Raw genomic sequence first — 23425 nt, forward strand, 5'->3', positions numbered from 1 at the left:
GGTTCAGGCGAGCGCCTCGCGCACCTTGGCGGCCAGCTCCGGTATGGAGAACGGCTTCTGGATGAAATGGACGCCGTCTTCGAGCACGCCGTGCTGGGCGATCAGGTCCGCGGTGTAGCCGGATATGAACAGGCACCTAAGCTCCGGGTTCTCGGCCTGAAGGAGCCCGGCGAGCTCGTGGCCGTTCATGCCGGGCATGATCACGTCGGTGATGAGGAGGCTGATCTTCCCGGGATGGGTCCTCGCCAGCTTCATCGCCTCTTCGGGGGAGGTGGAGGGGAGCACGTGGTACCCCTGCTTGCCGAGCATCATGGTGACGATGTTCAGGATGGCGCTCTCGTCCTCGACCAGCAGGATCGTCTCCTCGCCGGACGATGGCGGTTCCGGGGAGGGGAGGGGCTCCTGTAGCTGCTCGTCCTGGTGGCGTGGCAGATAGACCGTCACCGTGGTACCTCCCCCCACCTTGCTCTCCACGTCGACCCAGCCGCCGTTTTGCCTGGCGACGCCGTAGACGGTGGCAAGCCCGAGACCGGTACCGGCACCCACCTCCTTGGTGGTGAAGAAGGGCTCGAAGGCGTGGGCCAGTATCTCGGGCTCCATGCCGCAGCCGGTGTCGCCGATGCTGATCCGCACGAAGTCGCCGGGGTGGATCCCCCGGCCGGCGCTGTGCATCCCGTCCACGACGCAGTTGGCCGTCTCGATGACGATGCTCCCCATCTCCGGTATGCTGTCGCGCGCGTTGACGCAGAGGTTGGCGAGGATCTGGTCCACCTGGGACGGATCGACCAGCACGTGCCACAGCTTCGCCCCGGGTTTCCAGACCAGTTCGATCCGCTCTCCGATCAGCCTTTGCAGCATGCTCAGCATGTGCCCCACCGTCTCGTTCAGGTCGAGCACCTTCGGGCAAACGGTCTGCTTGCGGGCGAAGGCGAGCAGCTGCCGGGTGAGGTTCGCCGAACGTTCCGCCGCCTTCCTGATCTCTTCGAGCCCGGCCTGCAGCCGGTCACCCGGAGGGAGGTCCATGAGCGCCAGGTTCGCATGCCCGAGGATGACGCTCAGCATGTTGTTGAAGTCGTGGGCGACGCCTCCCGCCAGGCGCCCGACCGATTCGAGCTTCTGCGCCTGGATCAGCTGCTCCTCCAGCCTTTTCTTCTCCTCTTCCGCCTTCTTGCGCTCGGTGACGTCGGTGGCCATGACCAGGAGCACCCGCTTCCCCTTGCTCACCCTCCCAAGCGGCGTGGTCTGGAAATCCCAGGTGCGCGTCGAGCCGTCCCTGGCCCTGAAGCTCCACTCCCCGTTGTACTCGGTCTTTTCGATGGCGAAAAGCCCCCGCAGGTACTCCATGGTGTCGGTGCTGCGCTCCCCGAAGGCTGCCGCGGCCCACTGTTCGAGTGTGGCGATCTCCGACATGGCGTACCCGGAGAGCCTGGTCCATCCGGCGCTCAGCTGCAGCACCCGCCCCTCCTCGTCGCAGATCATGATGGGGTAGGGGGAGCTGTCGACGGCCACCTGAAGCAGCGCCTGCGCCTCGCTGAGCTCGGCGGTCCGCTCCTCCACCCGCCGTTCCAGGGCGAGCGCCTGCTGCTCGATGACGCGAAAGGCGACGGCGTTTTTCAGGGCGAGGGCGATCGGGGGGGAGAGGAGGGAGATGATCTGGTTCACCTCCTCGATGCGCTGCAGCGCGTGCAGGTCGAAGAGGAGCAAAAGGCCTATGGTCTCGCCGGCCGCCACCAGGCGGCAGCGCATCAGGGAGCGGATCCCCGCGCGGTGCAACGGGGCGTAGAGAGGGTGCCGCTCGTCGAACTGGTCGGGGGTCAGGGGGAGCTGTTCGGGAAACCGCTTGCAGCAGAACAGTTCCAGCTCCTCCGGGGTGAACAGGGAGGCCCGGCGCTGCGGGCTCACGGTCAGGACCTCGTGCATCGGCGAGCGCGTCTCGTCGTGCAGCAAAACGATCACGGTCCTCGCCCCGGTCAGCTCGCGCAGGTGCTCGGTCAGCACCGCGCCCAGTTCGCGCGGGGACGACGAGACGAGCAGCTCCGAGATGACCTCGACGGCCATGAGCTGTGCGGCGGGCGAAAAATCCCGGCTCTCTCGCTCCTTCATGCCTGCTCCCCTCCCCGGGCCTCCGCCTCGAGGAGTCCCGCCAGAGCCGTTTCGAGCCCTATCACCTCCACCCGCCAGGGGAGACCGCTGTAGGCGGAGAAGGCTTCCATCTGCCGGGCGGGAACCGGCACGAGGCCCGTGTCGAGATAGACGAGCACGGCGCGGTGCTCGGTGAGTAGGGCGCGCGCGGCGGCGGGATCCGGTCCAAGGGCGCTTGCCATGACCTCCTCCCAGCGCTCCGCCCATTCAGGGAGCACGAGGAAGGCCTCCTCGCGCATCAGCTCGCGGTAGCGCTCCCTGCCGAGCAACAGCTGGGCGCAGTTGATTGCCTTCACTCTGCCCGCCCCGAAGTTGCGGGCGAGGTCCAGCATGCCGGCGCAGCAGTCGCCGTACACGAGCACGAGCCGGTCCCCCCCGGCGCGGCGCCGCAGCAGCTCGTCGTTGAGCGTCGACTCCAGAAGGGGAGGGTTCATGTGCAGGAGGGAGTCGAGAAAGACCAGTTCCCCCGCGATCCTGCCGTCGCGACGCAGCCGCGTCAGCTCCTCGCGCAGTACGCCGCAGGCGAGCCACACCGTTGCCCCGGTCACGCCCCCTCTCCGGCGCCGGCCGGGTAGCGCAGCACGCTCTCCCTGAGGGCCTTCAGGTTCGCCGCGGGGGTGTCCCGGGGGAGGTCCCCCCCGGAGTTGGCCAGCACGAAGTGGCCTGCCGGCGCCGCGACCGACAGGCGCTCGAGGGCGATGCGGCCGATCTCGCCGGCATCGGCTGAGGCGAAGGCGAGGTTGTCCAGGTTGCCGATCAGGTTGAATCCGGGGGGGGAGAGCCGGCGCGACTCGGCGAGGTCGTCCTTGGAGCCGACGATGGCGCCGACCACCCCGGGGAGCCCCGGGAGGAGGTCGAGGGTGTGGTTCATGCGCCCCCCCGTGCTGCTGATCACCTTGGGGCCGTCGATGGCGCCAAGGATGCCGGCCAGGTGCGGCAGTATCGCGTCGACGAAGAGCCCGCGCGGCGCGATCTCGGCCGAGGCCATCCCTTCGGTGAAGACGAGGCAGTCGGCCCCCGCCTGCAAAAGGGCGTTGGCGAAAGCGACCAGGAACCCGGCGCTGTGGTCCAGGAGCCTGGCCGCCTGGTCGGGTTCGAAGAGGACCCCCTCCATCCAGCATTCCAGCCCGGTCAGCAGCGCGGGGAGGATCCCCGGGCCGGGAAGGACGGCTATCACCGGGACCTCCTCCTTGTAGCACCGGGCGAGCTCCCTGGTCGCGTCGAGGGCGACCGACAGGCGCGCGGTCGAGGGGGATGGCACCGGGAGGGAGAGCGCCTGGGCGATGCTCCTCGCCGGGTACCGCTTCACGTTCGGGGTCTGCAGCCCCCCCCAGGCGGTCTCACCGCCGAAGGCCTCGGATATGGCGCTGAAGTCGAAGGGGGCGAGCACGAGGTCGAAGCCGTAGCTTTGCCGTACGGCCTTTTGGCCGGCAAGGTACGCGGCCGGGTCGCTGTACAGGGTGCGCTGGTCGCAGCCGGTGATCCCGGCTCCGTGGGCGCCCAGCACCGCGAAAACCGGCAAACGGTCCACCGGGAGTCCCCCCAGGGTGTTCATGACGCGCTGGTAGGAGTTCATGACACGTGCCCGGACGCGAGGGCGAGTTTCTGCAGGCGGGTGAAAAGGTGGTCCGCCCCGACCGCGTTTCGGGTCGTGCCGTCGCCCCCGACCTCGGCGACCAGTTCCGGGCGCCAGTTGAACACGGCACCGCCGACGGCGAGCTTGATCCGGTCCTTTTGCCCCTCCCTGTCGATCAGGTCGCGCAGCTTCTTGATGTTCAAGGCCGTGGTCTGCATCATCGCCGAGACCCCGATGACGCTGGCCTTGACCTCCAGCGCCTTTTCCAGGAACTGTTCGGCCGGCACGTCGTTGCCAAGGTCCACCACCTGCCACCCGGCGGTGCCGAGAAAGAGCCCGACCGTCCGTCGTCCCAGGCTGTGAAAGTCGTCCTCTATGTTGCCGATCACGGCTACCCCCTTCGGGCCATGCGGCTCCTTCCGCTCGGGAAGGCAGCGCAAAAGGGCGTCCTCGGCGATCTTCGAGGCGATGAAGTTCTGGGCGAGCGATATCGATTCCCCCTCCCACATCGCGCCGAGCCGGACGATGGCGGGGTCCAGGATGTCCGTGATGACCCTGGCCGGGGGGATGCCTCCTGAAAGCGCGCTGTCGATGATCTCGGCGGCGCGGGCGCGGTCGGCGTTCATCATCGCGTCCAGCAACTGCCGGTACAATTCTTCACAATCACATTGTGCACCACGTGATGACATCGCCGTGTCGCCTCCCTGTTCGCGGCGTATCCGCGCACTCATTGCCTCTCGAAAATACTCAATGAATGGCGTGCAGCTCCAGAATTTGTTTTATGAAGGAGTATATATGAGGTCTCTTAACAGTCAATAATGATCTAACGGGCGGGATACAGTGACAGTAAAGGCGGGGGAATCTCAGTTGAAACGGGTTCGAACAGTGGCTTGAGACAATGAAAAACTGTGCAAAGGCCGCGCCTGTCCGGGGATGGATCTGGCGCGGCCTTTGCGGTGACGGGGGTGATTATTTCGCTTTTATCATCTCGATCTCGAGGTTGATGTCGACGTCCTCGCCCACCGCGACGCCGCCGGTTTCCAGCGCGGCGTTATAGACCAGGCCGAAGTCCTTGCGGTTGATCTTGGTGCTGGCGGTAACGCCGCTTCTCAGGTTGCCCCACGGGTCCTTGCTCTCCTTGGCGGGGCCTTCCACGTTGAGTACCACTTCCTTGGTGACGCCGTGCAGGGTGAGGTCGCCGGTCACTTTGAGTTTGCCCTTGCCGGCCTTGGCCACCTTCTTGGAGGCGAAGGTCATGGTCGGGTACTTGGCGACGTCGAAGAAGTCGGCGCTCCTCAGGTGCTCGTCACGCTTGGCCACGTTGGTGTTGACCGAGGCGGTGTCGATGGTGACGTTGACCTTGGACTTGGTGATGTCCTTGTCGTTGATCTCGACGGTCCCCTTGTGCTTCTCGAAGCTCCCTTTCACGTTGGAAACCATGAGGTGGCGGACCTTGAAGCCGACGTTGGAATGGTCGGGGTCGATGTTCCAGGTGGATGCGGAGGCGAGTGCGGGAAGGGCCAGGGCTGCCACTGCGGCTATGGTTGCGATCATTGTTTTCATGGTGGTTCTCCTTTTCTGATCCGTGGTACGGATTTGGTTTTGGTTGTTATCTTTTAAGTTGATGTCTTTTGATGTTAAACTATCGAGTCAAAAAAAAGCTGCTGATATCTCTTGGTCCGCTATCCCTCCCGTAAGCCGAGTTTCTTGCAAAGTTTGCCCAGGGTTTCCTGTTCCGCATCGGTCAGCACCCCCATCTCCGCGACGATGGCCGCTTCCACCTCGGCGAAGGTGGCTTCGATGAGGCCGCGTCCCTTCTCCGTGAGGAGCACGGTGCAGTAGCGGCGGTCCTCAAGGGAGCGCTCGCGCTGGACCAGCCCCTGCTTTTCCAGGTTGTCGATGACCAGGGTGATGTTGCCGGTACTTTTCAATATCTTGGACGCCACGTCGCGCTGGCACATGGGGCCCTTGTGCAAGAGGGCCTCCAGCACGCCGAACTGGCTGATGGTGAGTCCCGCGTCCGACATCTTGCGTCCCACCCGTACGGTGACCGATTCGGCACCGCGCATCAGTTTGGTGTAGGTGTTCAACGCGAGTTTTGACGTGGCGTCCTGTTTCATGATCTTCCTCTCCGTTGAGGTGCAATATCGTTTCGATGATTTAAAGTTAAATCCATAACGATTAAATGTCAAACTATTTTTTTGCGACAGCCGACAAAAAGCGTAACTCGCTGTAACTTTTACGACTACCTGCCACTCCGGCAGGCACTGCTTGCACAGGCCGTCCTTTTAATGGAAAATAACGCGGTGCCGTGTTAACAAAAAAAGCTCCAGACAAATGCTTTAACGCAAAGCCGCAAAGCCGCAAAGCCGCAAAGCCGCAAAGCCGCCAAGGCGCTGAGACGCAAGGAGCGACAAGGCTTTAACGAAAAGCCTAAAGAAGAAACAAGAACAATATAGGAGTTGGTACATCAGCAGTTTGCTTTGCGGCTTTGCGACTTTGCGTTAACGATTTGGGTCTGTTGTCTTGCAGTCTTTTTCTTGTTACAGGAGGTGCCGAAATGAAACGGCTGTTCCTGGTGTTGCTAATACTGGTGGTGCTGCCTCTGTGCCTTGCGGCGCAGGAGCCGCAGGTGGGACTTCTATCCCTGCGCGGCCCCATCAACCCGATTACCGCGTCCTTTTTGCAGGAGAACCTGGCCGCGGCGGGAAAACGGGGCGACCGGCTGGTGCTGGTGGAACTGGACACGCCCGGCGGGCTGGATACCGCCATGCGTGAGGCGGTCCAGGCCATCTTCGCGGCGCCGGTGCCGGTCGCCGTCTACGTCGCCCCGGCCGGGGCGCGGGCGGCCTCCGCCGGGGCGGTGATCGGCCTCTCCGCCGATATCCTGGCCATGGCCCCCGGCACCAACATCGGCGCGGCCCACCCGGTCGGGCTGGGCGGCAAGCCCGAGCCGGTCATGGAGGCCAAGCTGGTCAACGATGCCGAGGCGTACGTCGCGGGGATCGCCGCCAGGCGCGGCCGCAACGTGGAACTGGCCCGCAAGATGGTGCGCCAGAGCATCTCGCTCACCGCCGAGGACGCCCTGAACCAGCGGGTGATCGACCTGGTGGCGCCGTCCCGGCAGGAGCTGCTGGCGAGCCTGGAAGGGCGGCGGGTGCAGCGCGGCGGGAAAGAGGTGGTGCTGCACCTGGCCGGCGCGCGCGTGGTGAGCCACGAGATGGGGACCCGCGACAGTATCCTTAACGCCGTCAGCAACCCGGATGTCGCCTACATGTTGATGCTCCTCGGCATCGCCGGGCTCTTCTTCGAACTCTCCAACCCGGGGGTGATCCTGCCGGGCGTGATCGGCGGCATCTCGCTGCTCCTCTCCTTTTTCGCGCTGCAGACCCTGCCGGTCAACTACGCGGGGATCGCGCTGATCCTTTTGGGGATCATCCTGTTCATCGCCGAAATCAAGGTGGTCTCCTACGGCATGCTTGCGGTCGGGGGCGTGGTGGCCATGGTGCTCGGGTCGCTGATGCTCTTCCCGTCGCCCGAGCCGTACCTGCGCCTGTCCTGGCAGGTGCTGGCGGGGACGGTCGGGGTGACGGTGCTCTTCTTTACCGTGGTGGTCGTCAAGGTGATCCAGGCGCATCGGGAGCGGCCGATCACCGGCGTCGAGGGGATGATAGGGGCAATAGGCGTAGCGGATTGCGACCTCGCGCCGGAGGGGAAGGTGATGTTGCGCGGCGAATACTGGAACGCGACCAGCGAGGAGCCGGTGCGCCAAGGGGAAAAGGTGCGGGTGGTCGCGGTGACCGGGCTGCGGCTCACCGTGCGCAAGGAAGAAAAGGGAGAGGTGCGGGGCGGAGCATGAGCCAAGGTAACAAGGCCTGTGCCGGCCCTGCCTCGAGCGCTTCAGTCGCCCCGGCTAAGCGCTAGTAGTGCTTCGGTATCGGGAGGCACCCTTCCTCGTTGAGTGCGTTCAGATAGGCGCTGCGCAGGCCGAGGAAGGCCTGGGTGAGCCGGTCGACCAGGGTGTTTTGGTTGCACCCGATCAGTTCCAGGAGGCCGTTTTGCTTGTTGGCGATCAGCCGCTCGATGTGCGCCGCCCGGCGGTTGATATCCACATGGGTGTGCCCCTGGGCGTGGCTGACCAGGCTCAGCATGGCGTCGGTCACGAAGACGTCGATGGAGTAGACCGCCGCCACCTGCGGGTGCTCTTTGAGTTGAAAGACCACGCGGATGTCCGGGTGCGGGAATTCGATGCCGGGCAGGTGCTCCGGCCCCATGTAGTGGGACGCCGCCACCGGCAGCACTTCGATGTAGCAGTTGAGCAGAGTGGACTCGATATCGATGGGGGTCTGCACCGGAAGTTTCAGCGCGGCCCGGGAGAACTGTTCGCCATGTTCGAGATAGAGAGATAGCCGCATGTCATCACCTATAGTAGATCCTGCCAGAGAGGGGATACGTCAGTTGTCACGATAAAAATAATACCGGCCCCCGCCAAAAAGCAAGTGGGGGCATGCAATTATCTTCGCCCCCTGCCAAGGTTGCGGTCCACCCGTGGCGTCTGATCGCGGTTGACATAACCCGCCGGTCTATGCCATTAATTTCCCATCGTCCTCATCCCGCTCATCCCCTGCTAAGGTGTCTTGCCCTTGCCCGTTTTCGGCTTCGTACAGTACATTCAGAGGTCGCGCGCCGCCGGCCGTAAGCGCCCGTGCCTTCCCTGGGCCGTCACGCTCCTCCTGGGACTGCTGCTGGCGCTGTTCGCCTCGGCGGCGGGCGCCGACACCCTTGGGCGCGGCGGCATCGGCAAAGCCGTGGTCGTGGTCGGGGGGGACTTCAACTATCCTCCCTACGAATTCGTCGACCACGACGGCAAACCCGCCGGCTTCAACGTGGAACTGACCCGCGCCATCGCCGAGGTGATGGGCTTCAAGGTGGAGATCTCCCTTGGACCGTGGGACGGCATGCGCCGGGCGCTGGAGCAGGGGGACGTCGACATCCTGCAGGGGATGGCGTTCTCGCAGGAGCGTACCAGCGAGGTCGATTTCTCCACGCCGCACGCGCTCTTGTTCCAGTCCATCTGGATCCGCAGGGACGACCGGCGCATCAAGTCCATCGAGGACGTGCGCGGCAAAGAAGTCATCGTGATGAAGAACAGCATCATGCATGACTTCATGAAAGGCTTCGACCCCAAGGCGCGGCTCATCTTGACCGACACGCTGGCCGAGGCGCTCAGGCTCCTGAACCAGGGGAGGGGGGACTGCGCCCTCGTGTCCCGGCTCACCGGGATGTACCTGGAAAAGGAGATGGGGCTGAAGCGGATCGTCCCGGTGGCCGAGCCGATCATGACCCAGGCCTACGGCTACGCCGTCAAGAAGGGAAACGCCGAGGTGCTGGCCCGCTTCAACGAGGGACTCGCCATCCTGAAGCGTTCCGGGCAGTTCCAGGAGATCCACAACAAGTGGCTCGGGGTGATGGAGCAGCAGCCGGTTTCCTGGGGCCGGGTGGTGCGCTACGTGACCCTGGTTTCCCTGCCGCTGTTGCTGATCCTTGGGGGGACCGTGGTCTGGTCGCGGACCCTGCAGAAGCGGGTGGCGCAGCGCACCGAGGAACTGGCCCGCGAGGTGGCCGAGAAGCAGGCCGCGCTGGAGAAGCTCCGCATGCACCAGGACCAACTGGTACAGGCCGACAAGCTCGCCTCGCTGGGGACCCTGGTCGCCGGCGTCGCCCACGAGATCAACAACCCCAACGGTCTGATCCTTTTGAACCTTCCCCGTTTCGAGGAGGTGCTGCGCGGCTCGCAGCCGATCCTCGACGAGTACCGCGAAACCCACGGCGACTTCAAGTTGGGGCGGCACAGCTACGACCGGCTGCGCGAGGAGTTGCCGCACATGCTGTCCGAGACCCAGGACGCGGCCAAGCGGATCAAGCGCATCGTCGCCGAGCTGAAGGATTTCGCCCGCCGCGACAGCGCCGACCTGACCGAACTCTTGGACCTGAACCTCTGCACCCAGGCCGCGCTGCGCCTGGTCGAGAATACCGTCACCAAGAATTCGCACCAGGTCGTGGCGCACCTGGCCGACACCCTGCCGCGGGTGAAGGGGAACAGCCAGCGCATCGAGCAGGTGATCGTGAACCTCCTTCTGAACGCGGCCCAGTCGCTGGAGGGGAGCGGCAAGAGCATCCAGATCTCCACCCGGCACGACCGCTTCCGCGACCTGGTGCTCCTCACCGTGCGCGACGAGGGGAGGGGGGTGGAGCCCGAGCACCTGGCGCGGCTCACCGATCCCTTCTTTACCACCAAGCGCGAGGAAGGGGGGTGCGGCCTGGGGCTCTCCATCTCGGCGGGGATCGTGAAGCAGCACGGCGGCACTCTGAATTTCGATTCGGAACCGGGGTTTGGCACCACGGTGACGATGGAGTTGCCGGCGCTGCGGGAAAACGCACCTGGCTAAGGGTGGCTGCCGATCCCCCCTCCCAGCCTCCCCCCTCCGGGGGGAGGGGCGTGGACCGCGGTCACACCGACCGACTGGTTCCGTAGGGGCGAATAATCATTCGCCCGCCTTTGATTGAGGGGGACAGGCACCAGAGGAGCCTGTCCCCGGAAACGATTAAGAGGAGTTGCAGATGAGCGAAGCACTATATCCGGCTTTCGGCGTGCTCTTGGTGGACGACGAGGCGCCCTGGCTGCGCAGCCTGCGCATGACGCTGGAGGGACCCGGCGCCATCAGCAACATCACCGTGCTCACCGACAGCCGCCTGGTGATGGGGGCGCTGGACCGGGGCAACATCGGCCTGGTGCTGCTCGACCTGACCATGCCCTACCTCTCGGGACAGGAACTGCTGGCGCGCATCGCCGAGGAACATCCCGAGGTGACCGTGGTGGTCCTGTCCGGCCTGAACCAGATCGAGACGGCGGTCTCCTGCATGCGCCTGGGCGCCTTCGACTATCTGGTGAAGACCGACGAGGAGGACCGCATCCTCGAATCGGTGCGGCGCGCCATCCGGATGCAGGAGCTGCAACTGGAAAACAAGGAGATGCGGCGCCGTTTCCTCAACGACCGCCTGGAGTGCCCGGAGGCCTTCGCCCCCATCGTCACCAACAACAAGGCGATGCGCTCCATCTTCCAGTACATCGAGGCGGTCGCCAAGAGCACCCAGCCCATCCTGGTCACCGGGGAGAGCGGCGTGGGCAAGGAACTGATCGCCCGCGCCATCCACACCCTGAGCCGAGGCGACGGCCCGCTGGTCCCGGTCAACGTGGCCGGACTCGAGGACAACGTCTTCACCGACACCCTCTTCGGGCACAAGAAGGGGGCCTTCACCGGCGCCGACGAGAGCCGCAGCGGCATGGTGGAGCAGGCCGCCGAGGGGACGCTCTTTCTCGACGAGATCGGCGACCTCTCGCTCGCCTGCCAGGTGAAACTGTTGCGCCTTCTGCAGGAGGGGGAGTATTACCCGCTGGGGAGCGACCAGCCCAAGCAGCTGCGGGCGCGCATCGTGGTGGCGACGCACCACGACCTCTCCAAGAAGAAGGACGCCGGCGGCTTCCGGAAAGACCTCTACTTCCGCCTGAGGGCGCATCACGTCCACATCCCTCCCCTGCGCGAGCGAAAGGACGATATCCCGTTGCTTTTGGACCACTTTCTCAAGGAGAGCGCCGAGGTCTTCGGCAAGAAGGTGCCGAGCTACCCGAAGGAACTTTTGACGCTCTTGGCCAACTACAGTTTCCCGGGCAACCTGCGCGAGCTGAGGTCGATGGTGTACGACGCCATGAGCGTGCACTCCTCGCGCATGCTCTCCATGAACAGCTTTCGGCAGGCCATGGAGGTGCAGGGGGAGGTCCCCGCGGAACAGGCCGCCGTCGGGGAGCAGAACGTCTTTTACTCCTGCCCCGATATCCCGACCCTGAGCGCGGCGGTGGACCAACTGGTGACCGAGGCGATGCGGCGCTCCGACAACAACCAGAGCATGGCCTCGCGCATGCTGGGGATCTCGCAGCCCGCGCTCAGCAAGAGGCTCAAACTGCAGCGGGACGGCAAGGGGGAATAGGTGAGGATGGACGGGCGAATGATTATTCGCCCCTACAGTCCCGCCTAGAGCAATCGATAGGGTGCCCGGTTTCGAGGCGCCGCCCTCACCCCCGGCCCCTCTCCCGAAGGTCGTTTTGCCGCTTTTTTGAACAGTATCCGCGACCGTCGCCAAGCCGCTTACCCCTTGCCGGTCCGGCCATGCCGCGCGATGGGGTATAACTTTCGTTAAGCCTATAATGATTGTTATACCCGCCCTAAAATCCCCTTTCTCCGTCATTTCCTTCCTTCTCTCAAACAGCTTTCCACGAGTGGTTATACCCCATTGCTTCTAATGTTGGCTCCCGAAATGGCGTATTCGGATAACAATCCGTGTTGTTAGCTGTTTACGCCGTCTTTGGCACCGGCTTTGCTGTATATGAAGCCATACTGCACGCTTACTCGCGTTCCCGTTCCCGAAACGACGGTTGGCGGGAACGGCCGGCAGGGAAACTGCCCATATCCTGTGCAGCAGCTTCGAGTGACTCGATTGGCAACAAATAGAAAAGGAGCAGCAGATGATCAAGTTTGAAGGGGTCCACAAGTGGTTCAAAAAGCTTCACGTCCTTAACGGCATCGATCTCCACGTCAAACAGGGGGAAGTGGTCGTGGTCTGCGGTCCCTCGGGGTCGGGCAAGTCCACCCTGATCCGCACCATCAACCAGCTGGAACCGATCGAGGAGGGGAGCCTGATCGTCGACGGCATGGACCTCAGGAGCAAGAAGACCGACCTCAACAAGCTGCGCGCCGAGGTGGGCTTCGTGTTCCAGCAGTTCAACCTGTACCCGCACCTCTCGGTGATCGACAACATCACCCTGGCCCCGATCAAGATCCGCAAGACCTCCAAGAAGGAAGCGCAGGAGCAGGCCATGGAGCTGCTGGAGCGCGTCGGCCTCGCGGTCAAGCGTGACGCCTACCCGACCCAGCTCTCCGGCGGCCAGCAGCAGCGCGTCGCCATCGCCCGCGCCCTGGCCATGAAGCCGCGCATCATGCTCTTCGACGAGCCGACCTCGGCGCTCGACCCGGAGATGATCGGCGAGGTGCTCGCGGTCATGCAGGATCTCGCCAGCACCGGCATGACCATGGTCTGCGTCACCCACGAGATGGGCTTTGCCCGCGAGGTATCCGACCGCGTCGTCTTCATGGACCACGGCGTGATCCTCGAGGAGGCCCAGCCGGAAGAGTTCTTCCGCAACCCGCAGCACGACCGCGCCAAGCAGTTCCTGAAGCAGCTGCTGTCGCCGATGCACTAGAGAACTTGTCCACCCGACCAACGCCGCCGGATCCTCCGTAGCGGCTGGCGGGTGCCTGTTAATACTGAAATCAAAAGGAGAGTACTGTGAAAAGATTGGCTGCTGTTGTTATGGGTTTGGCCCTGTTGGGTTCTTTCGGTAAGGCGATGGCCGCGGCTCCCGCCGACACCCTTGCTGAAGTCAAGAAGAAAGGCGTCCTGGTTGCCGGTGTCAAGGACTCCCTCCCTCCTTTTGGTTACGTTGACGAGAAGAGCCGCGAGATCGTGGGCTACGACGTCGACTTCGTGAAAGCCATCGCCAAGAAGCTGGGCGTCAAGGTCGAACTGAAGCCGGTCACCTCCGCTTCCCGCATGCCGCAGCTCACCGAGGGCAACATCGACATCATCGCCGCCACCATGACCAAGAACCCGGAGCGCGCGAAGCAGATCGGCTTCAGCCACACCTACTTCGCCACCGGCCAGAAATTCATCACCGTCAAGGGCAAGGTGAAGAGCCTGAAGGACCTGGCAGGGAAGAAGATCGGCACCGCCAAGGGTTCCACCTCCGAGCAGAACGTGAAAGCAGCCCTGCCGACCGCCACCGTGCTTTCCTTCGACGACTACCCGCAGGCGTTCCTGGCCCTGCAGCAGGGTAAGGTGCAGGCGGTGACCACCGACGAGGCGATCCTGGCCGGCATCCTCGCCAAGGCTCCCAACAAGGCGAAGTTCGAGATCCCCAACGTCCAGATCTCCAACGAGCCGTACGGCCTCGGCATGAGGAAGGACGACGCCAAGTTCATCGCCTTCGTGAACAAGACCATCCTCGATATGGAGAAGAGCGGCGAAGCCAAGAAGATCTTCGAGAAGTGGTTCGGTAAAGGGACCGACTTCCAGCTCAAGCGCACGTTCAAGATCGTAGCTGACAAGTAAGAAAAGCAGGTTAAGGTTGAGGTTGAGGTCGAGTAAAACCACTCTCCTCTCAACCTTGACCTTGACCTGTCGTTTAAACAGTAAACCAGATTGTTGTTGAGCTTTAGGTTGAGAGAAGGGATTTTGTTGTTAGCCTTGTCTCAACCTTAACCTCAACCTCAACCTGCCTCTAAGGGGTTTCACGTGCTAAAGTACACATTTGACTGGTCCATCGTCACCTCCGGCAAGTATTTCGAATGGCTGGTTTCCGGGCTCAAGGTAACCCTGGAACTCTCCGCCGTCGGCATCGTCTGCGCCTTCATCCTGGGACTCCTGATCGCCGTCCTCAAGATGAGCCACTACCGCCCCGTGCGCTGGATCGCCACCGCCTACCTGGAGTTTTTCCGGAACACGCCGCTACTGGTCCAGATCTTCTTCTGGTACTTCGGCTCGTACAAGGTGCTCCCGGCGGCAGTCAACGAATGGTTGAACAGCACGAACTTCGAATTCGCCGCGGCCGCCATCGCCCTCACCATCTATACCTCGGCCTTCATCGCCGAGGACATCAGGTCGGGCATCCTTTCCATTCCCAAGGAGCAGATGGAGGCGGCCAGGAGCGCCGGCTTCTCCTATCTCCGTTCCATGCAGTACATCATCCTGCCGCAGGCGGTGCGCATCACGATCCCGCCCCTGGTGAACCAGTTCCTGAATCTGGCCAAGAACTCCTCGCTGGCCATGAGCATCGGGGTCATGGAGCTCACCTACCAGGCCCGCCAGGTCGAGAGCTACACCTTCAAGGGGTTCGAGGCGTTCACCGCCGCCACCGTGGTCTACCTCGGGCTCTCCGTGGTCATCACGGCGCTCATGGACCTGTACAACAAGAAGGTGCTCAACCCGAACCGGGCCTAAAAACGGCGACAGGGTGGCAACGAGATCGGCGGATTTTCCTGCGGGAAACGGAGAACAAAATGGAAGAAGCACTCAACTTTCAGGTAATCATAGATAACTTCACCTACTTCATGATCGGGCGCTACCCGAACGGGCCGCTGGGGGGGCTTGGGCTCACCATGTACCTCGCGGTGGTCTCCTGCGTCCTCTCCTTCTTCGGGGGGCTGATCCTGGGGCTTTTGAGCCTGTCGCGCTTCGCGGTGGTGCGCCACCCGGTGAACCTGTTCATCAACGCGGTGCGCGGCATCCCGCTCTTGATGGTGATCTTCTGGATGTACTTCCTGCTGCCGGCCCTGGTGGGCAAGACGGTGCCGGAAGCGACCACGGTGATCATGGGGCTCTCCATCTTCACCTCGGCCTACATGTCGCAGATCGTGCGCGCCGGCATCCAGGGGATTCCCAAGGGGCAGACCGAGGCGGCCATCTCCACCGGGTTGAAGCCGTGGCAGGCCATGCTCTACATCGTGCTGCCGCAGGGCTTGAGGAACATGATCCCGTCCTTCGTGAACCAGTTCGTGTCGCTGATCAAGGACACCTCGCTCGCCTTCATCGTCGGGGTTTCCGAGCTGACCCACGTCGGCACCCAGATCAACAACCGGACCATGGCCTTCCCGACCGAGATCTTCATCTTCATCGCGGCGGTCTACTTCGTGCTCTGCTTCGCCTTCACCAGTTTCTCGCGTTGGCTGGAGGGGAGACTGGCGTGGAGGAAGTCCATCTAGTTCGCGCAGCTGTACCGGATTTTAGAACCGCCCCCCTTGGCTTGCCTTGGGGGGCGGTTTCGTTGGTCCCTACGCCCTCTCCCCTTCGGGCAGGGGCGGGGTGAGGGCGATGTGGGCCTTGTCATCGGTGGCTCGCTGGCTTATCCTATGGTCTGTTCGGGGGGGCGAATGATTATTCGCCCCTACAGGTTTTGGGGCAGGACTGACATGATGCACAGGGGAGGGGATTTTGATGCAGGCTCAGGTCGTTTCGGTTCGCTACCGCATACCGCTCACGGAAAACCAGGCGCAGAAACTGCGGCGCACCTGGCCCAACGGCGACCCCTTTTACCCCTACGAGAAGATGGAACGCTACCTGGAACCACTCCTGGTCGAGGACCTCAACTGGCACCATTACTCGGGAAACTACCTCTACTTCACCGTCTACGGGGACGACATCGAGGCGACGCTGGCCGACGCGCTCAGGGTGTTCGAGACGAGGCTGGCTCTTTTGGAGGGGAAAAAATGACCAAGAAATCGTTGGCGCTATGCTGCCTGCTGCTCGCGGCCACCTCCGGCGCTGCACTCGCCGAACCTGCGGACCTCGGTCAGCAGATCCTCGCCGAGACCAACGCGGCACGCCAGAGCCCTCAGCGCTACGCGGACTACATCCGCGACTTCAAGAAGAACTTCATCGGCAAGGGGTACCGGCTGCCGGGATCGCTCAACGTGGTGATGACGTCGGAAGGGAAGGGGGGGCTGGACGAGGCGGCGCGGTTTCTCTCGCGCCAGCGCCCGCTGCCGGCGCTCTCCTGGTCGCCGGGACTGGCGCAGGCGGCGGCCGACCTGGTGCGGGAACAGACCGCCTCGGGGGAGACCGGTCACGGCGAGCGCGGCGACATGAAGAAGAGGATCGAGAAGTACGGCTCCTGGCGCTCGTCGCTGGGTGAGAACATCAGCTACGGACCGGACACGGCCAGGCAGGTGGTGATGGGACTGATCATCGACGACGGGGTCGCCGACCGGGGGCACCGGAAGAATATCTTCGACCGCTCCTTCGCGACCATGGGCGCCGCCTGCGGCCCGCATCCCCTCTACCGCACCATCTGCGTCATGGACCTGGCCGGCGGTTTCCAGAGCCGTTAACGCCGGCGCGACTTCGCACATGGGGGACTGGCTCCGCAGGTGCCGCCCCCCCGCGCCGGTGCGGCTACCCCTGGTTTACCAGGAGTGCCAGGCTCAAGCGGTTGCCGGCGGGGAGCTTGCCGTAGATGGAGGTGAGGTGGGCCTTCACGGTGCGCTCCACGATGCCCATGTCGGCGGCGATCTCCAGGTTGGTCCTTCCCGCCGCCACCATCTCGGCGACCTTGCGCTCGGTCGGGGTGAGGGGCGCCAGGAGCTTGTCCGTATTCCTTTCTCTTCCCGCCGCCGCGCCGCTCTGCGCGGCTTCCAGGATCAACTGCTGGATCACCTGCTGTCCCAGCCACACCCCCCCGCCGGTTATCACGCGCAGCGCTTCGAGGAGGTTGTCCCGGGCGATGTAGCTGTTGGCGTACCCCACGATCCCCACTTTCAGGAAGGCGAGTCCCTCCTCGGGGTCGGGACGGTCCGAGAGGAGGAAAAGCCGGGCCCTGGGGGCCGCGGCGCGCAACTCCGCGCAGGCAGCCACGTCCACCAGCTCGCGATGCAGAAGCACCAGCTCGACCTCCCCGAGGGAGGCCACTCGCTTCAGCTCGCCGAGGGTGCGGCATTCCTGGACCTGGTTTCCTTCCGCGACCAGCCCCTGCCACCGGTTGGACAGGGATCCGTTCGCACTTGCCAGCAGGATCAGCATGTAATCACCTTTCGCGTAACGCCGAGTACTTCGCCTTGAGGATCGGTTTCAGCAGGTAGGAGAGGATGGTCCGCTTGCCGGCCAGGATGTCCACGGTCGCGACCATGCCCGGGATGATGGGGAGCGGCTTGTCCTTGGTCCCCAGGTAGTTGCGGTCGGTCCTGAGGGTGACCAGATAGTAGGTGTCCTTCGTCTTTTCGTCGGCGAGGCTGTCGGCGCCGATCTGCTCCAGACGCGCCTCCAGGCCGCCGTAGATGGTGTAGTCGTAGGCGGAGAACTTCACCATCGCCTTCTGGTTCGGCTTCAAAAAGGCGATGTCGGCGGGCTTGATCTTCGCCTCGATGAGGAGGGTCCCCTCGGTGGGGACGATCTCCACGATGTTCATGCCGGGCTGGATGACGCCGCCGATGGTGTTGACGAGGATCCGGTTCACGGTGCCGTTCACCGGGGAGCGCACCAGGGTGCGGTCCAGCCGGTCCTTGAGCGCGAGCGACGACGCCGTTTCCTCGCCGACCTTGGCGACGGTGTCGTTGTACTCGGCCTTGGCCTTGTTGGAGAAGTTAAGGCGCAGCTCCTTCATGGCGGCGTAGCTCTCCTCGATCTTCGCCTGGGTGCGCGGGATGGATTGCTTGATGGTCTCGATCTCCCCCTTCATCTCGCTCGCCTTGCGCTCGAGCTGCAAAAGCTCCATGTCGGAGACCGCCCCCTTGGCGACCAGGGGCCTGGTGATGTTGATCTCCTTCTGGTACAGGGAGTAGGTCTGGTTCAGCTCGCGCAGCCGGGTGTTCAGCTCCCTCAACTCGCTCTGGCGCTGGTCGATCTGGGACTGCTTCACCTCGAGGGAGTGCTTCAGTTCGGAGCGGCGCGATTCGAAGAGGGCGCGCTCGCTGGCGGCGATGGTGGCGGGGACGTCGCTTGGGGGCGAGAAGCTGGTGCTCCCGGCGGCCTCGGCGCGCAGGCGGGCGGCCTTGGCCTTGTCGGCGCCGGACTTCGCCTGGCTCTGCTCCAGCGATGAGACGAAGCGGGTCTCGTCGATCTTCACGAGGAGCTGCCCCTTCTTGACCGTGTCCCCGACCTTCACGTGCAGCTCGGAGAGGATCCCCCCTTCGAGGTTCTGGATCACCTGCACCTGGCTCGCCGGGATCACCTTCCCCTCGCCCCTGGTGGTCTGCTCCACCTCGGACACCGCCGCCCACCCGATGAAGATGACGAAGAGCGCCAGCGTGGCCCAGAGGATGGCCCGGCCGCCGCGCGGGGACTGCACCAGGATCGAGGTCCTGATGTCGGTGACGTAGTCGACGTCGTCTTCGGGCATCCTGCGGAACACCCCGTTACCCTTGTTCTTGGCTGCTTTTATCTCCACGTCGTATTCTCCGCTAGATGTTCAGGTGGCCGCGCTGCAGCGCTTCCAGGACGGTCGCCTTGGGGCCGTCGGCGACCACGGTGCCGTTGTCGATGACGATGATGCGGTCCACCAGTTCCAGGAGCGAGGCGCGGTGCGTGATCAGGACCATGGTCTTCTCGCGGGCCCCCTCGGCCAGGTGGTTCTTGAGCCGCACCTCGGCGCGGCTGTCCATGTTGCTGGTCGGCTCGTCGAAGACCAGCACCGGCGGGTCCAAAAGGAGCGCCCGCGCGATGGCGACGCACTGGCGCTGCCCTCCGGAGAGGCCGCGGCCGAACTCACCCACCTCCATGTCGAAGCCCATCGGGTGCTTCTTGACGAACTCGCCGACGCCGGCCAGTTCCGCCGCGCGCATGATGGCGTGGTCGTCGATGTCGGCCGCGCCCAGGGTCAGGTTCTCGCGCACCGTCCCCTTGAAGAGCGAGATGTCCTGGGGCACGTACCCCACGTAGTGCCGCAGTTCGGCGGGGTCGATCTGCCTCAGGTCGGTGTCGTCCATGGTGACCATGCCGCTGGCGGGCTCGAAGAGTCCGAGGAGGACCTTGCCGAGGGTGGTCTTGCCGGAGCCGATGGGGCCGATGACGCCGACCTTCTCGCCGGGGGCGATCTGCAGGGTGATGTTGTTCAGCGCGTTGACGGTCTGCCCCGGGTAGGCGAAGGTGAGCGCCTTCACCCCCATCCCCCCCTTGAAGCGGGGGCGGTGCAGGAAGGTCTTGCCCGCCGGGCGCTCCACCGGGAGCTTCATGATGTCGTCCAGGGCGCGGTACGCCTCCTTGGCCCGGTGGTAGCGGGTGGCGAGGTTGGCCACCTGGGCCACCGGCGCCACCACCTGCCGGGACAGGATCACCAGCGCCACCAGTCCCCCCTGGGTCAGCTCGCGCATGGCGATGGCGTAGACCCCGGCGATCACCAGGGCGACCACGGCCAGGTTCTGCACCAGGTAGGAGAAGTTGTTCACCGACGAGGAGAGGAAGCGGGAGCGCGCGCTCCAGGTGGCGATGTAGCTGACCGCGTCCTCCCAGCTTCTCTGCACGTGGCTTTCCGCCCCCAGCATCTTCACCGTCTCCAGACCGGCGAGCCCCTCGACCAGGATGGCGTTCTTCTGGCTCGAGGCGGCGAAGGTCTTCTCCACGGCCCGGCGCAGCGGACCCTGGATGCAGGCGGAGTAGATGAGCATGAGCGCGATGCTGACGAGGAAGATGGTGAGGATCGCCCCGCCACCGATGTACCAGATCACGATGAGCCCCAGGATCACGAAGGGGAGGTCGATGACGGCGGTGATGGAGAAGGAGGTGATGAAATCGAGGATGCTCTCGAACTCCCTCAGGTTGTTGGAGAAGGAGCCGATCGACTGCGGGCGCGCCTCCAGGCGGAGGTTCAGGACCCGCTGCAACAACAGCGAAGAGAGCTGCAGGTTGGCCTTCTTGCCCGCCTCGTCCACGAAGTAGCCGCGCAACCCCTGCATCAGGACCGAGAAGAGGTAGACCACGGTGACGCCGATGGAGAGGACCCACAGGGTTTCGTAGGCGCTGTTGGGGATGACCCGGTCGTAGACGTTCAGGATGTAGAAGGTGCTCACCAGGGCGAAGACGTTGATCAGGAAGGAGGCGATCAGGACGTCGCGGTAGATGCGCCACGAGGAGGTGATGGCGGACCAGAACCAGTTCCCTTTCCCGTCCTCGCGGGTCACGCTGGTCGACTTGCCGAGGCGGTACCTGGGGCGGACGAAGAGGGTGAAACCGGTGTAGAGCTTTTCCAGCTCGGCGCGGGTCACCGTCTTCTCGCCGGTCCCCGCCTCGGGGAGGAGGATCTTGAAGCTGTCCTTTTCCGCAAGCCGCTCCACCACCGCGCACGCCTGCCGGTTGTGCAAGAGCAGGATGGCGGGGAGCTGCAGCTGGGAGATCTGCTCCAGCGGGCGCTTCACCAGGCGGCAGGAGAGCCCGGCGCGCTCGGCGCAGCGGGGGAAAAGCTCCACGGTGACGCGGTTTTGCACCAGGGGGAGCCCGGCGGTCAGCCCGGTGCGCGATGCCGGCAGCCCGTGCAGCTTGGCCACCAAGAGCAGCGAGTCGAGAAGCGGATCGTCATGGCGGTCGCTGTCTTCGCCGATGTTCCACTGTGTTTCAATCTTACTGGTTTCAGTCTCTGGCACGTCCAATCCTCTCATTGATGCGGGGCAAGCGGTCAAAGAATGGGAGATAGTCTAGCATAATACTTTTCACATTGGTTAACGTTTTGCGTTATACTTGCGCCTGTCGCCCTGTGTCAATGTTTATTATAAAATATATTAATGCCTGTAGCCCTGGAGAGGATACCGCATGCTCTACGTAGAAAGAGGAAGCGACGGCAAGATCGTCGCCCTGCACAAGACCCCCGTCGGAACCACCACCGAGCAGAAGCACCTGATGGACGAGGAGGTGCTCGGCTTTCTGAACGAGACCGGCGCCTGGGGCGAGTCGCTCGCCTTTTCCGATGCCGCCACCGTGCGCGTCATCGAGGACCTGGTCGACCTCCTGGTCAAGAAGAACGTGATCAACTTCACCGAGCTCCCCGAACAGGCCCAGCAGAGGATCAAGGCGCGCCAGAGCCTGCGCGAGCGAATCTCCGCCAACGACCTGCTGGTGCACGACATCATCTGAGGGCGGGGTAGGAGGAGAGCGGCTGGGGCCTGCCGAAGAAGTACCCCTGCATGCCGTCCAGGTTGAGCTCCTTGAGGATGGCCGCCTGCTCCTCGCTTTCCACCCCCTCGGCAACCACCTTGATGTCGATGCTGTGCGCCACGCTGCAGAGCGAGGCGACGTAGAACCTGCTGTCGTTTTCCCCTCCGGAGAGCTCCCCGGTGTAGGCCCGGTCGATCTTCACGTACTCCGGGTGCAGGGACTGCAGGTACCCCAGCTTCGAGAAGCTGCGGCCGTAGTGGTCCAGGCCGATGCCGTGGCCGCACTCGCGCACCGCCGCGCCGAATTCCCTGATGTTGACCAGGTGCTGCACCGCGGCGAACTCCGAGAATTCGAAGCTGACGTGGGGCGCGCCGGCCGGGAGCGCCTTCAGGAAGGCGTAGAGCCAGTTCCGGAAGGCGACGTCCTCCAGCGATGTGGGGGAGAGGTTGATGGCGACCCGCTCCACCCCGAGGCGGCGGTAGTCGACCTTCAAGGCCTCCTCGATCACCATGCGGTCGATCGACGAGACCAGCTTGAGCCGCTCGGCGACCGGCATGAACAGGGCCGCGTCCAGCGCCTTGCCGTCCTGCTCCATGATGCGCGCGAAGAGCTCCAGCTGGACCACCTTGCGCCCCGGCCCGTTCTCGATGACCCCCTGCGCGTCCAGGGTGATGCGGCGCTCGTCGAGCGCCCGCACCAGGGCGTCCTTCCAGTGCTGCTGCCCCTGCGGCAGCGTTTCCGTCTCCCCGGTGACCGCCCGCAACTCCCAACTGTTGGCCCCCTTCTGCAGCGCCGCGGAAAGCGCCAGGTCCGCCTCGGCCAGAAGCCTCGTGAGGGTGGTGCTCCCCTGGTAGGTGGCGATGCCTAAGTGGCCGATGTTGTCGGTGAGGGCGATCTTCTCCATGGCCACCCGCCCGAACTGCGCGGCGATGTCGGTGGCGATGAGCCCCCCCTCGGAGGCGGACGCGTTGGGGAGGAAAATGCCGAAGTCGCCGCCGGTGAGGCGGGAAAGCGCGGTGTCGGCGTAGGCGTTCAGGGAGCTCTTCAAAAGCGACGCCACCCGTTTCAACAGATCGTCGCCCGCCTGCAGCCCCTTCTTCTGGTTCAGGGCCTCGAGGCCGTGGATCCTCACGAGGACCAGCAGCCCGCAGCCGTTTTGGTCCTGCCGCCCGAGGTCCGCGTTCACCTGGCTCTCGAAGAAGCGCCGGTTGCCAAGCTGCGTGACCGGGTCCTGGTAGGCCCGCTCCTGCAGCCCCTCGGCCCTGGCCGCCTGTTCCTCGAACATCTCCTTCACCTTCACCGTCATCCGGTTCATCGCCTCGACCACGCTCTTGAACTCGCGGGTGCGCGGCAGGGACTCCTGCAGCTGGTACTCCTTGCGGCACAGGGCGTCCGCCTGGCGCTCCACGGCGACCAGCGGCTTCAAAAGGATCCTGAGCCCGATCCCCGCCGCCAGGAGCAGAAACGCCGCGCAGGCCGCGAACCAGACGGTCATGCTGATCACCTCGCTCCAGAGCGTCGCGTAGGCGTAGCCGGGATGGCTCTTGACCAGGATGCTCCCCCCCTGGTTCCATCCCGCCATCACGTCGGAGATCGCCTCCGGGGTCTTCACCGGCACCAGCGCCACGAACCACTGCGGCACGTCCTCGACCCGGACCGGGAGGGTGCGCTCGATGAGCACCTTGCCGCGCGGGTCGGAGTAGGTGATCTTCTGGTAGTAGCCGCGGTCGAACAGGGCGCTGATCATCCCCTCCACCACGGTCAGGTCCTTCTGGGCCACGTGGGGGGAGATGGAGAGCGCGAGGGAGGTGGCGGTGTCCTGCACGTGCGACTCGAGCTGGTTGGTCAGGAAGGTGCGGGTGTTGGCGAGCTTCGCGTACCAGGTGCCGGTGAACAAGAGCAGGAAGAGCACGACGGTGAAGATGATGAGCTGTCGATACAGTGTCATAGGGTTACCCTTTG

General features: G+C 64.0%; 21 protein-coding genes. 10 read left to right on the top strand and 11 right to left on the bottom strand.

What is annotated here, in order from left to right; all coding sequences use genetic code 11:
- Window positions 1-3 precede the first annotated feature (3 nt).
- From KOL99_RS20505 to KOL99_RS20530, 6 genes are all read right to left on the bottom strand, one after another.
- Entirely contained in the window at window positions 4-2103 is a 2100-nt protein-coding gene (locus tag KOL99_RS20505) for a hybrid sensor histidine kinase/response regulator (protein ID WP_216512326.1), read from the bottom strand.
- Window positions 2100-2690 carry a DUF1638 domain-containing protein gene (locus tag KOL99_RS20510; protein ID WP_216512327.1) on the bottom strand — a complete coding sequence of 197 codons (591 nt, stop codon included), beginning with the start codon at window positions 2688-2690 and terminating at the stop codon, window positions 2100-2102. The genes KOL99_RS20505 and KOL99_RS20510 overlap by 4 nt, the downstream gene beginning before the upstream one ends.
- Window positions 2687-3718 (bottom strand): uroporphyrinogen decarboxylase family protein, encoded by a 1032-nt coding sequence (locus KOL99_RS20515; protein ID WP_216512328.1) that lies wholly within the window; start codon window positions 3716-3718, stop codon window positions 2687-2689. Before KOL99_RS20515 ends, KOL99_RS20510 begins: the two co-directional genes overlap by 4 nt.
- Window positions 3715-4449, bottom strand: coding sequence for a cobalamin B12-binding domain-containing protein (locus tag KOL99_RS20520; protein ID WP_236026509.1), 735 nt, complete (start codon window positions 4447-4449; stop codon window positions 3715-3717). The genes KOL99_RS20515 and KOL99_RS20520 overlap by 4 nt, the downstream gene beginning before the upstream one ends.
- Window positions 4450-4687: 238 nt before the next feature.
- On the bottom strand, window positions 4688-5281 hold the full coding sequence (locus KOL99_RS20525; RefSeq protein WP_216512329.1) for a YceI family protein: 594 nt from the start codon (window positions 5279-5281) through the stop codon (window positions 4688-4690).
- A 119-nt stretch (window positions 5282-5400) separates the two neighbouring features.
- Window positions 5401-5838: a MarR family winged helix-turn-helix transcriptional regulator gene (locus tag KOL99_RS20530; RefSeq protein WP_216512330.1), complete on the bottom strand. Its 438-nt coding sequence runs from the start codon at window positions 5836-5838 to the stop codon at window positions 5401-5403.
- 440 nt (window positions 5839-6278) lie between these two features.
- On the opposite strand from KOL99_RS20530, the gene KOL99_RS20535 reads away from it, so the two are divergent.
- The gene (locus tag KOL99_RS20535; RefSeq protein WP_216512331.1) at window positions 6279-7577 is read left to right on the top strand and encodes an NfeD family protein; all 1299 of its coding nucleotides are present in this window, start codon (window positions 6279-6281) and stop codon (window positions 7575-7577) included.
- 61 nt (window positions 7578-7638) lie between these two features.
- Here the strand turns inward: KOL99_RS20535 and KOL99_RS20540 are convergent, their stop codons facing one another.
- The gene (locus KOL99_RS20540; protein ID WP_216512332.1) at window positions 7639-8133 is read right to left on the bottom strand and encodes a hypothetical protein; all 495 of its coding nucleotides are present in this window, start codon (window positions 8131-8133) and stop codon (window positions 7639-7641) included.
- A 228-nt stretch (window positions 8134-8361) separates the two neighbouring features.
- Here KOL99_RS20540 and KOL99_RS20545 point away from each other — a divergent pair, with 228 nt between their 5' ends.
- From KOL99_RS20545 to KOL99_RS20580, 8 genes are all read left to right on the top strand, one after another.
- Window positions 8362-10167, top strand: coding sequence for a transporter substrate-binding domain-containing protein (locus KOL99_RS20545; protein ID WP_236026510.1), 1806 nt, complete (start codon window positions 8362-8364; stop codon window positions 10165-10167).
- A 172-nt stretch (window positions 10168-10339) separates the two neighbouring features.
- Window positions 10340-11764, top strand: a complete 1425-nt coding sequence (locus KOL99_RS20550; protein ID WP_216512333.1) for a sigma-54-dependent transcriptional regulator — start codon at window positions 10340-10342, stop codon at window positions 11762-11764.
- 535 nt (window positions 11765-12299) lie between these two features.
- Window positions 12300-13034 carry an amino acid ABC transporter ATP-binding protein gene (locus KOL99_RS20555; RefSeq protein ID WP_216512334.1) on the top strand — a complete coding sequence of 245 codons (735 nt, stop codon included), beginning with the start codon at window positions 12300-12302 and terminating at the stop codon, window positions 13032-13034.
- An 86-nt stretch (window positions 13035-13120) separates the two neighbouring features.
- On the top strand, window positions 13121-13942 hold the full coding sequence (locus tag KOL99_RS20560) for an ABC transporter substrate-binding protein (RefSeq protein WP_216499525.1): 822 nt from the start codon (window positions 13121-13123) through the stop codon (window positions 13940-13942).
- Between the two features lie 183 nt (window positions 13943-14125).
- The gene (locus KOL99_RS20565) at window positions 14126-14830 is read left to right on the top strand and encodes an amino acid ABC transporter permease (RefSeq protein ID WP_216512335.1); all 705 of its coding nucleotides are present in this window, start codon (window positions 14126-14128) and stop codon (window positions 14828-14830) included.
- A 59-nt stretch (window positions 14831-14889) separates the two neighbouring features.
- Window positions 14890-15591: an amino acid ABC transporter permease gene (locus tag KOL99_RS20570; RefSeq protein WP_216512336.1), complete on the top strand. Its 702-nt coding sequence runs from the start codon at window positions 14890-14892 to the stop codon at window positions 15589-15591.
- A gap of 232 nt (window positions 15592-15823) precedes the next feature.
- On the top strand, window positions 15824-16099 hold the full coding sequence (locus tag KOL99_RS20575; protein ID WP_216512337.1) for a hypothetical protein: 276 nt from the start codon (window positions 15824-15826) through the stop codon (window positions 16097-16099).
- Window positions 16096-16716 (top strand): CAP domain-containing protein, encoded by a 621-nt coding sequence (locus tag KOL99_RS20580; protein WP_216512338.1) that lies wholly within the window; start codon window positions 16096-16098, stop codon window positions 16714-16716. Before KOL99_RS20575 ends, KOL99_RS20580 begins: the two co-directional genes overlap by 4 nt.
- Window positions 16717-16780: 64 nt before the next feature.
- On the opposite strand, the gene KOL99_RS20585 is transcribed toward KOL99_RS20580, so the two are convergent.
- Genes KOL99_RS20585 through KOL99_RS20595 form a run of 3 tightly spaced genes read right to left on the bottom strand, consistent with a single transcriptional unit; the run spans window position 16781 to window position 20955 of the window.
- Window positions 16781-17404, bottom strand: a complete 624-nt coding sequence (locus tag KOL99_RS20585; protein ID WP_216512339.1) for a helix-turn-helix transcriptional regulator — start codon at window positions 17402-17404, stop codon at window positions 16781-16783.
- Window positions 17405-17408: 4 nt separating this feature from the next.
- Window positions 17409-18767, bottom strand: coding sequence for an HlyD family type I secretion periplasmic adaptor subunit (locus KOL99_RS20590; RefSeq protein ID WP_216512340.1), 1359 nt, complete (start codon window positions 18765-18767; stop codon window positions 17409-17411).
- A gap of 13 nt (window positions 18768-18780) precedes the next feature.
- Window positions 18781-20955 carry a type I secretion system permease/ATPase gene (locus KOL99_RS20595; protein ID WP_216512341.1) on the bottom strand — a complete coding sequence of 725 codons (2175 nt, stop codon included), beginning with the start codon at window positions 20953-20955 and terminating at the stop codon, window positions 18781-18783.
- Window positions 20956-21121: 166 nt separating this feature from the next.
- Between KOL99_RS20595 and KOL99_RS20600 the strand changes: the two genes are divergently transcribed.
- Window positions 21122-21442 (top strand): hypothetical protein, encoded by a 321-nt coding sequence (locus tag KOL99_RS20600; protein ID WP_216512342.1) that lies wholly within the window; start codon window positions 21122-21124, stop codon window positions 21440-21442.
- Here KOL99_RS20600 and KOL99_RS20605 read toward each other — a convergent pair.
- Entirely contained in the window at window positions 21435-23411 is a 1977-nt protein-coding gene (locus tag KOL99_RS20605) for a bifunctional diguanylate cyclase/phosphodiesterase (protein ID WP_216512343.1), read from the bottom strand. The two genes, KOL99_RS20600 and KOL99_RS20605, sit on opposite strands and share 8 nt — an antisense overlap.
- Window positions 23412-23425 lie beyond the last annotated feature (14 nt).

It is taken from the genome of Geomonas azotofigens, from assembly GCF_018919395.1.
Classification (GTDB): Bacteria; Desulfobacterota; Desulfuromonadia; order Geobacterales; family Geobacteraceae; genus Geomonas; species Geomonas azotofigens.